General features: G+C 37.1%; 18 protein-coding genes. 7 read left to right on the top strand and 11 right to left on the bottom strand.

Features of this window, described 5'->3' with window-relative positions; translation table 11 throughout:
• Nucleotides 1-15: 15 nt before the first annotated feature.
• A complete protein-coding gene (locus tag MMB68_RS17305; protein WP_221785504.1) occupies nucleotides 16-693 on the top strand; it encodes a DUF421 domain-containing protein in 678 nt (225 codons plus the stop codon).
• 77 nt (nucleotides 694-770) lie between these two features.
• On the opposite strand, the gene MMB68_RS17310 is transcribed toward MMB68_RS17305, so the two are convergent.
• Nucleotides 771-1022: a hypothetical protein gene (locus MMB68_RS17310; protein ID WP_221785505.1), complete on the bottom strand. Its 252-nt coding sequence runs from the start codon at nucleotides 1020-1022 to the stop codon at nucleotides 771-773.
• 377 nt (nucleotides 1023-1399) lie between these two features.
• Between MMB68_RS17310 and MMB68_RS17315 the strand changes: the two genes are divergently transcribed.
• The 3 genes from MMB68_RS17315 (at nucleotide 1400) to MMB68_RS17325 (ending at nucleotide 5006) form a co-directional block, all read left to right on the top strand.
• Nucleotides 1400-3718 (top strand): ATP-dependent helicase, encoded by a 2319-nt coding sequence (locus MMB68_RS17315; RefSeq protein WP_277448104.1) that lies wholly within the window; start codon nucleotides 1400-1402, stop codon nucleotides 3716-3718.
• A gap of 150 nt (nucleotides 3719-3868) precedes the next feature.
• The gene (locus tag MMB68_RS17320) at nucleotides 3869-4042 is read left to right on the top strand and encodes a hypothetical protein (protein WP_260506937.1); all 174 of its coding nucleotides are present in this window, start codon (nucleotides 3869-3871) and stop codon (nucleotides 4040-4042) included.
• A gap of 175 nt (nucleotides 4043-4217) precedes the next feature.
• Nucleotides 4218-5006: a M48 family metallopeptidase gene (locus tag MMB68_RS17325; protein ID WP_260506938.1), complete on the top strand. Its 789-nt coding sequence runs from the start codon at nucleotides 4218-4220 to the stop codon at nucleotides 5004-5006.
• A gap of 47 nt (nucleotides 5007-5053) precedes the next feature.
• Here the strand turns inward: MMB68_RS17325 and spoVIF are convergent, their stop codons facing one another.
• The 5 genes from spoVIF to MMB68_RS17350 all read right to left on the bottom strand — a co-directional run bounded on the left by spoVIF (nucleotide 5054) and on the right by MMB68_RS17350 (nucleotide 6527).
• Entirely contained in the window at nucleotides 5054-5311 is a 258-nt protein-coding gene (gene spoVIF / locus MMB68_RS17330; protein ID WP_013055449.1) for a sporulation-specific transcription regulator SpoVIF, read from the bottom strand.
• Between the two features lie 133 nt (nucleotides 5312-5444).
• Nucleotides 5445-5567: a YjcZ family sporulation protein gene (locus tag MMB68_RS17335; RefSeq protein ID WP_013055448.1), complete on the bottom strand. Its 123-nt coding sequence runs from the start codon at nucleotides 5565-5567 to the stop codon at nucleotides 5445-5447.
• An 87-nt stretch (nucleotides 5568-5654) separates the two neighbouring features.
• Nucleotides 5655-5834, bottom strand: coding sequence for a hypothetical protein (locus MMB68_RS17340; protein WP_221785507.1), 180 nt, complete (start codon nucleotides 5832-5834; stop codon nucleotides 5655-5657).
• 61 nt (nucleotides 5835-5895) lie between these two features.
• On the bottom strand, nucleotides 5896-6072 hold the full coding sequence (locus tag MMB68_RS17345) for a hypothetical protein (protein ID WP_164797097.1): 177 nt from the start codon (nucleotides 6070-6072) through the stop codon (nucleotides 5896-5898).
• Nucleotides 6073-6140: 68 nt separating this feature from the next.
• Nucleotides 6141-6527: a hypothetical protein gene (locus MMB68_RS17350; protein ID WP_221785508.1), complete on the bottom strand. Its 387-nt coding sequence runs from the start codon at nucleotides 6525-6527 to the stop codon at nucleotides 6141-6143.
• 261 nt (nucleotides 6528-6788) lie between these two features.
• Between MMB68_RS17350 and MMB68_RS17355 the strand changes: the two genes are divergently transcribed.
• Together MMB68_RS17355 and MMB68_RS17360 are read left to right on the top strand one after the other, a co-directional pair.
• Nucleotides 6789-7529: a BMQ_0737 family morphogenetic spore coat protein gene (locus MMB68_RS17355; protein ID WP_221785509.1), complete on the top strand. Its 741-nt coding sequence runs from the start codon at nucleotides 6789-6791 to the stop codon at nucleotides 7527-7529.
• Between the two features lie 140 nt (nucleotides 7530-7669).
• Nucleotides 7670-8503, top strand: coding sequence for an OmpH family outer membrane protein (locus MMB68_RS17360; RefSeq protein WP_221785510.1), 834 nt, complete (start codon nucleotides 7670-7672; stop codon nucleotides 8501-8503).
• 47 nt (nucleotides 8504-8550) lie between these two features.
• Here MMB68_RS17360 and MMB68_RS17365 read toward each other — a convergent pair whose 3' ends face one another.
• The 5 genes from MMB68_RS17365 to mgtE form a co-directional block, all read right to left on the bottom strand.
• A complete protein-coding gene (locus tag MMB68_RS17365; RefSeq protein WP_035334808.1) occupies nucleotides 8551-8886 on the bottom strand; it encodes a DUF1360 domain-containing protein in 336 nt (111 codons plus the stop codon).
• 77 nt (nucleotides 8887-8963) lie between these two features.
• Nucleotides 8964-9476: a CotO family spore coat protein gene (locus MMB68_RS17370; RefSeq protein ID WP_221812995.1), complete on the bottom strand. Its 513-nt coding sequence runs from the start codon at nucleotides 9474-9476 to the stop codon at nucleotides 8964-8966.
• Nucleotides 9477-9693: 217 nt separating this feature from the next.
• Nucleotides 9694-9828 carry a hypothetical protein gene (locus MMB68_RS17375; RefSeq protein ID WP_255219837.1) on the bottom strand — a complete coding sequence of 45 codons (135 nt, stop codon included), beginning with the start codon at nucleotides 9826-9828 and terminating at the stop codon, nucleotides 9694-9696.
• Between the two features lie 171 nt (nucleotides 9829-9999).
• On the bottom strand, nucleotides 10000-11859 hold the full coding sequence (locus tag MMB68_RS17380; RefSeq protein WP_050689363.1) for a monovalent cation:proton antiporter family protein: 1860 nt from the start codon (nucleotides 11857-11859) through the stop codon (nucleotides 10000-10002).
• Between the two features lie 158 nt (nucleotides 11860-12017).
• Nucleotides 12018-13394 (bottom strand): magnesium transporter, encoded by a 1377-nt coding sequence (mgtE, locus tag MMB68_RS17385; RefSeq protein ID WP_014461563.1) that lies wholly within the window; start codon nucleotides 13392-13394, stop codon nucleotides 12018-12020.
• A gap of 177 nt (nucleotides 13395-13571) precedes the next feature.
• On the opposite strand from mgtE, the gene prpE reads away from it, so the two are divergent.
• Entirely contained in the window at nucleotides 13572-14312 is a 741-nt protein-coding gene (gene prpE, locus MMB68_RS17390) for a bis(5'-nucleosyl)-tetraphosphatase PrpE (RefSeq protein ID WP_221812996.1), read from the top strand.
• Nucleotides 14313-14328: the final 16 nt, after the last annotated feature.

Genomic DNA, 14328 nt, shown 5'->3' on the forward strand with positions numbered 1-14328 from the left:
GAATTAGGTGAAAATATGGATGAACTTATCGGAATCGCATTAGAACTCTTTATCGGATTTATCTGCTTGTTTATTTTAACTAAATTTTTAGGCAGAGCGACGATCACTCAGCTTACCACTTTTGATTTTATCTCTGCTCTTGTATTAGGAGAGTTAGTAGGAAATGCACTATATGACTCAGAAGTAGGAATAGGAAAAATTTTATTTGCTGTTATCTTTTGGGGAGCGCTTATTTATGTCACCGAAGTTATTACTCAAAAAAATATTCGCCTGCGCTTGTTTTTAGAAGGACGGCCATCTATTATTATTCGAAAAGGGAAAATTTCGTACAAAGAACTTAGCAAAAATCGATTGGATATCGATCAGCTTCTTCATATGCTTCGTTCAAAAGACATATTTTCCATTCGTGAAGTTGAATATGCGATTTTAGAAACAGATGGATCACTAAGCGTATTGCCAAAATCTGATTATGCTAAGCCAACAAGAAGCGATCTACAGCTGCCTCCTTCTGAGCCTGTTTTATCTATCGCCTTCGTCAGTGATGGACGTTTGCTTTTGAAAAACTTAATTCAGTCAGGCTTTGATGAAGAATGGTTAAAGACACAATTGAAAAAACAGGGATTTACCGATTATAAACAGGTGCTTTATGCTGAATGGCAGCAGGGCAGTACTCTTTTTATTGAATCTTACTAAAATGTTTTTTACGTGTTCATTACTTTTATTAAAAAATCGTGAGCGCATTCATTCTGCTGCGTTCACGATTTTTACTATTAGACACGTGTATTAATCACTAGGCCCTTATTTGTTAGCTTGCTGTATACACGCTCTGCTGCTTGAGGTTTTTTTCGCTTTTGTACTGAACTTGGCGTCAATTCCAGTGAGTGAGAACGCGATTCAAACCCTTCGTCAAAGCTTTTTTTCTCAATAGGCCAAATACGATTTGAAAAAGAAGCATTATTTTTTTGAAGGCGATTTGCATATTGAATAGATTGATAAGGTGTGACGGGCAGGATATATCCCATATGAACCCTCCTCTTTTTCAAGATACCTTCTACTCCCAGACCTCAGTATTTTTCGCAAGAAGTATCCACATTGAAACAGCTCACTTACGCCCTCTTCTAGACTTGTTCAAAACAGATGGCACTTTGTATCTATACCGCCTTTTTTTGAACATATGTGATCTCTTACTCAATATATACCCTTTTTTACATCCTATCCCTTCAAAAATATCCGTGCTCTTTTTAAAAAAAGATGATTTTGATATGATAGACTTTGATTATAAAATAAAAACTGTGCGTATATACACATCTATATCGATGTAGAACGAGAGCGGCTTCTTGCTTTAACTCCCTCTTATTTACTATTGATTGTTCATGTTTTACAAAGGAGGCCATGTTTTTTGCAACGTGCACTTTATCAAAATCAGATACTTAATCTTGCTATAACGGCTAGAGACCGATTTCAATATTTATATGAAGCTAGTCTCAGAGGAGAAATGACGTGTGCTCACTGCGGAGAACCAGTTAAATTATATCTGGGGATTGAGCATTCTCCTTACTTTTATCATGCTCAAGTTCCCCATGAAAGAGAAGAGTGTTCAGACACACTATCAGAAACAACAGCTGTACAACAAATAAAAGAAACTCCGGCTGAATACAGAGAAACCAATGGATTTCGTATTCCTAAAGGACGAGCTATTGGGGAGAAAAATTCAACTGTAAAAGAGAAAGCGACATGGAGGTCTTCCGTACCTTTTTCAAGTGTTCCTGCTTTTCGCTCAAAACTACCTGTTCCTAAACACTCTGACTCTCCTTATTTAAATGAATTTAAAGAGAGCGGTATTGAATTAGATTCGAACCAATGGAAAGCTGTTACACATTCAGAAGGACCTCTTCTTATTCTAGCCGGTGCGGGAAGCGGAAAAACGCGTGTGTTAACAGCTCGCACCGCATATATGATACAAGAAAAACAAATTGATCCAAAATCCATTATGCTGGTGACTTTCACGGCTAAATCAGCTAAAGAAATGAAAGAACGATTGGCTACATATCCAAAGATGTCCGGCTTACATCTTCGTCAAATGCTAGTTGGAACTTTTCACAGCATTTTCTTACGTATGATTGTTCATCACAATCCTCAAGCGTGGCAAATGGATCGCCTGCTAAAATGGGATTGGCAAAAAGAACAGATTGTGAAAGAAGCAGCAAGAGAGCTCCACGTGGATGAAAAAGATTTTCCTTTTGACCAGGCACTTCAGCAAATCGGCTATTGGAAAAACACACTTGTTGGGGTGCAAGATGTTCGCCCAAAAGACAAATGGGAACAAGATGTGCACTTTTTATATCGTCGCTATGAAGAAGTCAAAAAGCAAAAACAGCTATTCGATTTTGATGATATGCTGTATGGATGTTATGAAATGCTAAAGCAAAATCCCGATTTACTAACTCGTTATCAAAAAAGGTTTCGCTATTTTTTAATTGACGAATTTCAAGATATCAATAAAGTTCAATATAAAATTATGAAAATGCTAAGTGAAGACTCTAAAAACTTGTGTGTCGTAGGAGATGATGATCAATCAATTTACGCTTTCCGCGGAAGCGACCCTTCGTTCATTTTAAACTTTGAAAAAGATTTTGCTAATACAACTGTTATTACGTTAAACCAAAATTATCGTTCAGCTCACGCCATCGTTTCTTCCGCTAATAAAGTCATTGCACGAAATACAGCGCGCCGACAAAAAGAAATGGCTGCCCAGTTTGATAATGAGTTGCGACCTACCTTCTTCTTTCCATACGACGAAGAAGAAGAAGCAACAATGATTGTAACGGATATGAAAGAAAAGATTAAGCAAGGGGCTTCTCCAACTGAATTTGCGGTTTTGTACCGAACTCACGCTTCTTCACGCGCCATCTTTGAACGTTTATCGCAGTCAAACCTGCCATTTTCAATCGAACAAGATGCGGATTCGTTTTATAAAAGACGCATGGTTCGAAGTTTACTTTCATTTCTACGCTTGAGCGTGAATCCAAATGACGCAAGTTCGCTGCAAGATTTAGTAAACGCACTCTTTTTAAAGAAAACAGCAGTCAATGACTTAAAAGCAGCAAGTATTCTTCATGATGGTACATTTATTGATGCGCTTGAATATCTTCAAGATTTAAAACCGTTTCAGCAAAAAAAGCTCAAGAAAGTAATTCCTTTATTCAAATCGCTAAAATCAATGTCTCCTTCTTTGGCACTTGAGACAATTTCTAAAGATATGGGATTCGATGATTTTGTCAAAAAACGCGGAAATGAAGGAAATACGATGGAAAAAGGTTCAGATGACGTGCGGGATTTAAAAGTTGTAGCACGTAAATTTAAAACCGTACCTGAACTCTTAGAGCATGTGGATCATATGATTGCCATGAACACAGAGATGAAAGCTTTAAGCAAGCAATTTAATGAAAGTATTCAGCTAACCACAATTCACCGAGCAAAGGGTCTTGAATATAAGCATGTATACGTACTGAGCAGCGTAGATGGCGGTTTGCCTCATGATTATGCACTCGAAGCTTATCGAGGGGGAGATGATGTGCCGCTTCAAGAAGAACGCCGTCTTTTATATGTAGCAATGACGCGTGCACAGAATTCACTTTATTTATCTGTTCCGCAAACTAGAAGAGGTAAAACCGCTTATCCTTCAAGATTCCTGAAGTCATTTATAAAAAAAGTGTAAAGGAAAAACAGGCTGAAACAAAAATATTTGAGTTGAAGGAAGAAGCTGGGACAAAAGTAGTTTCATTAAAATGAAAAACGAACTATCTATCAAAAACGGATAAATAGTTCGTTTTTTTATAATCATGGTGAACGCAGGTGCTTCTAGCTGTTGGTTGGAGGGCAAGGCGAAGACTCCTGCGGGAACAGCGGGACAGATGAGACCCTGCAGACCGCAAGCGACGAGGAGGTTTATCTGCCGCCCGCGGAAAGCGAAGCCTTGCACGAAAAGCAACAGCGGTCGAGCAAGCAGTCCAGATCATGTATCCAGATTGTTCGTCTTTAAATTGGATTCCTGTAGTTATGTTTCAACCTCTTTTTCTTACTTCATGCTAGCGTCCATAACTAATATTCTCACCATCTATTATTAACCAAATATTCCACTAAGAGGTAGATATTCATAAGTGGATGCGTTACACTACGTTATGTACTGTACTACTATATTTTAGGGGGCTCCATTATTGAACGCAAAGCTTATTCATGAAAATGAAAAGATTTTTTTCATTCTGTGTATGGTTATCAGCTTATTAACCTATTTCTTTTTAATTATTTCACTCGTTGGTATTATTTATCTTGTAATCGGTTTTTTAATTACATTTATACTCCACGGTTTCTCTATTGCTCAAATTCGCAATAATGGAGTTAGATTGACAGAGAAGCAGTTCCCGCACACTTATCATCAGGCAAAACATTTATCTTCAGAGCTGGATTTAGAGCTGCCCGATATTTATATTGTTCAATCAGGCGGCTTGTTAAACGCGTTTGCTACACGTTTTTTTGGACGTCACTTTGTCGTTTTATACTCCGACATTGTTGAAATGATTGAAGATAATCAAGAAAAAGAACTTTCTTTTATTATTGCCCACGAATTAGTTCATATCAAACGTAAGCATACATTCTACCACTCACTTATTCTACCTGCTCTTTGGGTTCCTTTTTTAGGAAAAGCTTACTCTAGGGCCTGTGAATATACGTGTGATCGCATAGCTTCCGTTGCGATTGGTGATGCAAAAGCTGCCACTCAAGCACTCACTATACTTGCGGTTGGTCATTGTCTAAATAAAAAAGTAAATCAGGAGGAATTTGTTCATACGCACTCACAGGAAAAAGGTTTTTTTATGTGGTTGACTCAAGCTACTTCAACTCATCCCCCTCTCGCTCATCGTATTAAAGAAATTAATTACTTAGCACAGCATCCGGAACTGTTTGATCTTGATTCTAACGCATTTCAAACAAATGAAATTGCATAAATAGAAAAAAGCCCTGACACGTCAGGGCTTTATATAAAAACATTAAATTATTTTTTCTCATTTAGCATTTTAGCGATGGTCGCAAAATCAATGGATTGATTATTGTTTGCAATCGCCTTAACAATTTGTTCTTCTTTTTGTTTTGAAATTGGTTTATTCGCAATTTGTGCTACTCGCTTCACAATATTACGCACCGTTTGCTCATCTTTAAAATTAGCATTTTGTACAGAATTCGCAAGTTCAAAAATATCCTTCATATTAACGCCTGTTTTCTTTTCTATATTTTTAAACATATTATTATCCATTTTGCATGACCTCCTTTATTTATACTTCATCGTATGCACCATGTGCCTAGATGGTGCCCTTTACATTTAATAAAAAAATAAAGTGCGAGTGAAACTTCACCCGCACTTTTCGGTGCCTTATTCATAGAAGGGATTAATTGTAAAAACAAACACAACCAACAATAATTAATAGAATGAATAATACAACGATTAACGCAAAACCACCGCCGTAGCCACCACCGTAACCACAACCACCGTAGCCAAATCCGCAGCCCATAATATTACACCCCCTCTGTTTTACTCTCTATACTGTATGTTCACTCAAATGATTTTGTATGGGCTTTTCAACTGTGTACATTAAATTTCATTGTCCAAACGGATCTTCAGCATCTTGCTCATCAAGTCTTTTTACATTTTGCTGCAGTTTCCTCTCTTGCTGTTCCATCTGCTTTTCTTCGTTTTCTACTTCTTTCATTCTCTTTCGATGTTCTCCCATCATATGCTGTTCAAAAAAACGTTCAAATTCATCGAAAAAATCCGGCATCTCTACACCTCTCTCCACTCTATGTAAAAAAGCATTGTCCGAGTGACAATGCTTCTATTGCTTATCGCTTTGGTAACTTTGAACCACAGCCGCAACCACCTTGTTTTGGAGAAGGGTACTGGACTGGCTTAGGAATAGACTGCCCTTTCTTTACCGATTGTTTTGTCATTGGTTGTGGATGATAAGGCAGGGGCTGAGGGTATTGATTAGGATTATAATTATAATGATAATACATCATGTTTTCCCTCCTTTTCACAGCATCCTATCTATAACATTATATTCAGGACTAAAGAAAGACGTTCTATCTTATTTGTCCATTTTGCGCTGCATGGACAAAAATAAATCCGTGCTGTTTTTTGGCTTTCTTACTCTTGATCTTTCTCCTCCCTTTTGTTCTGTCACTTCACGCAGCCGTTTTTGCAGCTCTTGAATGGTTCCTTGTGCTTCATGATTGTACTGTACAATGGACTGTTCGATTTTTGGTTTTTGTTCATTGACGCATGCTTTAAGCCAATCTATTTTTTCCTCTAGCTTCTTTTTTTCTTCTTCATGCTTTTGCTTTAATTCCGCTAACTCTTCCTTAATATCTTCATATTCAAATTCTTGATGCTTGAATTTTTGATATTCTTCTTTATAAAAAGCCAGTTCTGACTTCAATGAAGCAATATATTGTTTTGTTTTTTCCTCACTCATGCCCTTCACTCCTCCATTATAAATAACCCACTACTTCTAAAAAATCAGTTAAAGATGAATAACACTTTTTATTAACATGAATATGCTGTAATTGAGTTTATTATTTCCTTCATTTTTTATGCTCGCTTCACCTAGAATTTATTCCGATAAATTCCGCTTTTACTAAGGAACATAAAAGCAGGTCATTCATACACTATAGTAGTCCGATACCTAGTAACGAAAAGCGTAAAGGAAGGACAATTACAATTAGGAGGTTTAAAAATGGGAGAACTTTTTGAATCATTGTGTATCCGCGTACCTAAAGTGTACGACTGGGTTAGACGTCAAGTCGTTTTACCACAAATTTTTACCCATGACACTTCGTTATTTAATGAACATGTGCTTAAAGGTTTAGGAGATGACGTAGAAGTTGAAATCATTTTAACAGATTGCCATGGTAATCCTGTGGATCCTTCAGATGAAAACGCACTGGATAAAGTAATTGAACTTGTGCCGCACGGAGGTCGCCGCCCTCGAACAATTATTTTACCCGATGGAGAAAGTGTTGTTCTTCATGAAGTTAAATTATCAATCAGTGGCTTTTACAAGATTAAGTTAATTGATTTAGGTAACCATCAAAAACATCATGAATTTACTTCTTGCAATATTCCATGGAAAACACATCAAACGTTTTATCTTTGTGCTCCTGAAGGCACTGACCCAGTTGTACACCTAGATTCTTTTGAAGGAACAAGCGGTTCTATAAGATTATCACACGGACGTTTACAACTGCTAAGCTTCGACATCGTATTATGTTTAAGTGTACAAATTGAAAAAGACGTGAAAATTGAAGTGGAAGGCAGCTTCTGCTACCCTCGACCTGAAATCATCGATCCATCCAACGTTGGTTGCTTACCTGTCGAATATCCACCTCAATGTGAAGCTATCTTCCCTGGAAAACATCATCACGATGAATGTGATGAAAGAAGCTATGAAAGTTCCTTTGAAACAGATTTCGATTAATTAAATACTCTATCAGAGGAGAATATTTCTCCTCTTTTTTCATCGTTTACAAGCTTTGTGCATACATATAAATAAAACTGCTGTGGGCAGCTCAGGTTTACAAACTTAATTCATAGCTCAGCAGGAAAGGAGACTACTAGATGAGTCGTAACTCCCCTTCCCCTAAAGATGATTTAACTCAATTAAAACAAAAGCTCATTCACTATAAATCGGAAATTCGGCACGTACAAAACCAATTAAAAAGCTATGAACGAGCTTTAGAACGAGAAAAAGAAAATACATCGTTTTGGAAGAAAAAACACGCTGAGACGCTTTCTACATCTGAAAAAGAAGTAGAAATTGAAGGATTAGAAAAAGAGCTGGATTTACTAAGAAACGAGCTTTCTGAACAAAAAATTATTGCAGAAGCATTTCGGGAAAAAGCCTCGAGAAAACAGCCCGTTATTGAAGAAAAGATTGTGGAAAAAGTAATCGAAAAAATTGTGGAAAAACCTGTGGAAAGGTTCGAAAAGAGTGATATCCTCTGTTTCTTTCAACATTCTATACTGCTGCCGGAACAAGATGAAAGCGAGCTGATGATATTCGGCAACGTAATTATTCAAAATCAAACGAGCAGTACTTTACGCTCTCCGGTGCTTTGCTTAAAAATGAAACCCACTGCTTCGGCTATATTAAGCGGGAAGATCATTGATGAAAAAGACATTGAAGTTTCCAGTATCCCCTCTTCTTCTTTAGAATGGCGCTATGCTCATCCAAAATGGAACGAAAAAATTCAAAATGACGGTGAATATTGGATCAAACCTATTAAGCAAACCGTATTAAAGCCGAAAGAAAAATTACTATTTGACTCTTTTCAAGTAGTCATTCCGCTGTCCTCCGATACGAGTTCATTTATTCTAGAAGGCTTTTTTTATAGCGAAGAGTGGCAAGAAGGCATTCCTTTTTTTAATAAAGTAGTGCTAAATTTCCCTTAATTATTAAAAGACATATTGATGTTCAATATGTCTTTTAACTCGTCCATTTATTTCATAAACGATTCTATAATTCCTGCACATCCTGCAATAGCTAAGATTGTAATGATAGGAATAGCAATATGCGGGAACGCTACATAACTAAAATAAATCCCTACCGCACACCATATGCCCGTACACCAATAACAGCTGAGCAGCTCTCCAATCCATTTTTGCAGTCCCTTCCCTTTTATCTCTAAATAAGTTACGGTATTTCCTTGTTCATCTTGATCCTCTACGATTTTATGAAACGGTTTACGAATAAACGCTGTAATTTTATCAAAAACAATTAGACGAGTAAGTCGAAACGTCGCAAAGACAAATAATGTTAGGTAAATCCATGTCATCTTCATTCCTCCGTGCATTCACAAACTTATGAAAATAAAAGCTAACGTGCTTCTTCACTGTTAGCTTTTAGAGTTACTTAAATTTTAACGATAGATATAGTCTGAATATCATGAAATGTCAATACTGTTTTCTCTTTATTAGGAGGAACGCTTACGTATAAACTTCCTTCTTTTAATTCTAAAATTGTCCCTATATATTTTTGGTTTTGACACGTAATTTCACAAATTGGCTGAGACATATGAGGCGGGAAGCTGCATAGAAATTCAACTTTTTCTTTAATCGTCATAGACTGAAACATTTTATTTGGCTTTTTAGTCTCTGATTGTGGTATATCTACGGGAACAATTGAACGCTCTTCCTCTTTTTCTTGCTTAATCTCTTCCACTTTTTCTACGTCAGGCTCTCTGACTTCTTGAATGGAAGAAAAGCTGGGCTCTTCTTTTAACACGTGCTCTTTCTCTATTCCTTTATTGTCTTGGTGTTTTGAACTAAAATAATATTGCATAGAACGCTGATTTTGCGTAGCGTTTGGCTGGACAATGTACATTAGCGGCTCGTTTTCTTCTGACTTAGATTTTGAGTTAGTCATGAAGCATACCTCCAATTGCTTGTTATCGTTCTTTTAAAAATGTATGCTTGAACACGGAAAAACTTGTTTATTTTTTTGCTGTAGCCTTTTTAACACCAAAAGCAGCGCTGTACTTTTATTTCCAGCATTTGAGAAAACACAATAAAAGAGGTTGAGACATAACGAAATTAATTCAATCTAAAGACGCACAAATGGGACACATGAGCTGAACCGCTTGTTACACCGCAGTTGATTTCCGTGCAAGACTTCGCTTTCCGCGGGCGGCCAATGAGCCTCCTCGTCGCTTGCGCTCCTGCGGGGTCTCATCTGTTCCGCTTTTCCCGCAGGAGTCTTCGTCTTGCCCTCCAATCAACTGCTAGAAAGAGCTAAACAGATGAAACTTATTTTCAAAACAACAAAAAAAAACGAACCACTAATCAAACATTTTGATCAGTGGTTCGTTTTTTACTTGAGCTAAAATACTTTTGTTCCAGCCTCTTTCTCTCATTCAATAAGATAGAAAACTAAACCTATCTAGATACCTTTATCTAATTTTATACTCAAGAAGCATACGCAATTCATTCACATACGAGCGAGATCCCGTTACAATTAAACGATCATCAAATTCAAGCTCTGTATCGCCATGAGGTACAATAGAATCTTTGCCTCTAAAGATTCGAACAAAAATCACATCTCCTGTAAATGGAAACTTACGAAGCTCTACCCCCTCGTATTTAGGGTTACGCATATTAATTTGATAAAGTGCTGTTTCTTGATTCGTTAAGATATTTAAAATATTTGGCGATTCGATTAAAGCTTTTAGCAATGCAGTCGTAGATAACAGCACAGAAAAAACTTCAATGTTATTTTCTTTCATCTTTTCATCTAATACAGGACTTTCTACGCGGGCAATAACCCGTTCTGTACCGTATTCTTTTGCAAATAGAGCAATATCGCTATTTCTTTCTTCTTCCCCTGTTGTTACAACTAATACATCCGCATCTAAAATCCCCATACGTATTAAAGTTTCCTTACTATATCCATCGATGTCGACGATATTAAAAATGGAATCCGACGTACGGTTTTCAATTTTGTCCTGAGTAGGATGATAAATCGTAACATCATATAAATCAAGATCCATTTCTCGAATAACCGGGAGTGTAAATTGATTTGCACCGAGCATATTAACCTTCAGCTTTCTGTCACTGATTTCTGGCTTTGGAAACAGCTTTCTAAAGATAATAGGTGTAATAATACATGTAATAATCGCCACCAAAATCAGCGCACCGGACATTTGTGAATCAATAACACCAATATTTTCACCAACCGTTGCTGCTGCAATAACAAGTGATAGAGTCGATGTTAAAAGAAAACCCGATGCTAAAACGGTTTTCATATCATACCATTTTCTTAAGATTAACGCTGGGACTAGCTTGGATATTAATAATGCAATGAATAATAAAGGCATTAAAATCAGCACTTTTTTATCACTGAACAATGACCAAACGTCAAGCTTCACTCCTACCATCACAAAAAAGATAGGAATTAAAAATCCATAGCCAAACGAATCTAATTTATGAACTAAGTTTTTGTTAGGAGCTAGAAGAGAAACGAGTGACCCCGCTAAAAAAGCGCCTAAAATGTTTTCAACACCAATTGACTCCGAAAGACCCACCAGAATAATAATGAGTGCAAATACCGCGCGCGTGTCGATTTGAATTGTACCTTTGGACATTGTCTCAAGAAACGATCGGTTTTTAAACTGCTTCCCTATGAAGTATAAAATCACTCCTACTCCAAATAAAATTAAAATCAACCATGTATTGCTATTTCCTGATTTATCATAGACAGAAGCAAATACGGCTAGTAAAATCATCGTGACTAAGTCCGCAATAACCGCAATCAATAAAATGGTTTGTCCAATCGGCTTTTTCATAATCTGTGCATCTTTTAAGGTCGGCACTACTACTCCTAGTGAAATGGTAGAAATAATAAGCGTCATCAAAAAAGCATTATCAATAAAACCGGTCCATACAAAAACATAGGACAAAAATAGTGAAACCGCAAAGATAGCTGCAAACACTAGTATAGAAATGGAAAAAGCATTTGGCACCTTCGCTCCTGATGCCTTTTTGTCTTTTGAATTTCCTCCAGCAAAAGCAGAAAAATCAATTTCTAAACCACTTAAAAACATCAAAAAGATAAAGCCTAGAGTGGAAAGTGTTTCAAGCCACATATCCTGCTCCACAAGGTCAAAACCACTTTTCCCTATAATTAATCCCATAATAATTTCAGCTACGACTACAGGTATAATGTTGAGTTTAAACCGATGCAACAGTATAGGCGTTAAAAAGGCCAAACTAATGACGATAACAAGTGATGTAAAGGACGCGTGCTGTTCCATTAGATTCCCCTCCTTTTACCTTCGCTATTTATAAAACGAAGACGTTAGTATTCAAAATTAAAGGTTAATCATAAAAGCTTGAAGGTTCTCTGTCAACTATATGAACTGATAATGAAAATCCGACATGATTACTCATGTCGAATTCTAAAGTCCCTTCATTATTTTAAATAACTCATAAATGTTGTCGCTAGACCGAAGTAAATTAAAATACTGATAAGATCATTGATCGTTGTAATAAATGGTCCTGATGCGACTGCAGGGTCAATTTTGAACCTGTGCATGAGAAGCGGGATAAACGCTCCTGCTAGTGTAGCCACAATCAATGTTGAAAATACAGAGACTCCTACCAAAGCGCCTAAAATCAGATCTCCTTGCCAAATATAAACAATTAATACAACTAAAAGTCCACATGATGCACCCGTAATCATGCCAGTAGCTGCTTCTCTGATTAACAGCTTAAATTTGCTTTCTTCTTCGATTTCTCCCGTGGCCAGTCCGCGAACCGCAACGGCTAGTGCCTGTGTTCCTGTATTACCGGCCATACCGCCAATCAAAGGTATAAATACAGCTAAAATAGCTACTTGATTCAATGTATCTTCAAAACGTCCAATTAAACTCGCTGTCATCATTCCTAAAAACAGCAAAATGATAAGCCAAGGCAGCCTCTTTTTGGCCGCTACTAAAGGATTGTGGTCAATCGTATCATCTACATCACTAATACCGGCTAATTTAGAATAGTCATCCGATGCCTCTTCATCAAGAACATCCATCACATCATCAACCGTAATAATCCCGAGAAGATGCTGCTGAAAATCAACAACTGGAAGCGCAAGAAAGTTGTAATCGCGCATAATACGGGCAACTTCTTCTTGGTCTTCTGCTACTGACACGGATACGACTCGTTCATTCATAACTTCGCTTATCATCGTATCTTCATCTGCTATAATTAAATCACGAAGAGAAATAACACCTGCTAGATGCTTTTGTTCATCAATAACAAATACATAATAAATCGTTTCCGCTTCTGGAGCTTCCCTGCGTAGAATGTGCATGGCTGAATGTACGGTTTGATTTTCACGAATGGCTACAAATTCAGTCGTCATAATACTTCCAGCGGTATATTCCTCGTAATGAAGCAGCTCTTTAATTTCATCGGCTGCTTCTTCATCCATAATCGTTAAATAGCTCGCCACTTGTTCTTTATCCAATTCATTTAATACATCAACGGCATCATCCGCCGACATTTCCGACAGCATGTCTGCTGCAAAATTGGGATGCATTTCTGAGAGAATTTCTTGATAATCTTCTTCTCGTATCTCTACATTTTCAAAGATATCCGCCATTTCTTCCGGAGATAACATCTCGTACAGCGCAAATCTAGAAGGCTCATCTAATTCTTCAAAAAATTGAGCTTGGTCATACGTATGCATATGTAAAAATTCTTCACGAAATGCATCGATTTCATTTTTTTCTAAAAGTGATAGTAAATGTTCGGCGAACCATGCCTTTTCTTCTTTTTCAATTGAATCTGTCATGTCTTCAACCTCCCTGTCGCACAAAACTCATTTAACTTTATGATGAATTTTGTTTTTTTTCAACTCACAGCTCTTTACTCTTTTCCCAATAATATATAAGTTCTACACATAGTTTGCTCCATATAAGGGTAATTTTATATCGTCAAAGGAAAAACCTTTTAAGGATGTGGACAAAAGATGAAAATAGATATAATAGGCGATATCCATGGGTGCTATGATGAATTAAAAGCGTTAATAGAAAAACTTGGGTATGAGTGGCAAGATGGGATTCCTGTCCACTCTGACGGACGGCGCCTTGGATTTGTAGGTGATTTAACAGACCGAGGACCTCATTCACTAAAAGTGATTGAACTCGTATGGTCACTTGTAATAAAGCATCAGCAAGCTTACTACTGTCCAGGCAATCACTGCAATAAGCTATATCGCTTCTTTTGCGGTAACAAAGTGCAAATTACTCATGGGTTAGAAACGACCGTTGCCGAGTACGAAGCTTTACCTTCAAGAGAACAGAAATTCATTAAGAAAAAGTTCATTGAGCTTTATGAACAATCACCTCTATATGTGCAGCTTGATCAAAACCAATTAATTATTGCTCACGCCGGTCTTAAAGCTGAATACATCGGCAGAACGGATAAAAAAGTAAAAACCTTTGTGCTATACGGAGACATTACGGGCGAAAAACATCTAAACGGCATGCCTGTCCGACGGGACTGGGCCCAACATTATAACGGAAAACCGTTTATCGTGTATGGGCATACACCCGTAGTAAAAGCCAGAAAAATTCATAATACCATTAATATTGATACAGGCGCAGTTTTTGGAGGGGCTTTAACGGCGTTTCAGTATCCTGAAAGGAATATTATATCGGTACCTTCATCTATGCCTTATGTAGAGGAAAAATTTAATCACTTCGTGTAAAAAGAAAGTCGCTTTT

It is taken from the genome of Priestia sp. Y58 (assembly GCF_029522095.1).
Classification (GTDB): Bacteria; Bacillota; Bacilli; order Bacillales; family Bacillaceae_H; genus Priestia; species Priestia megaterium_E.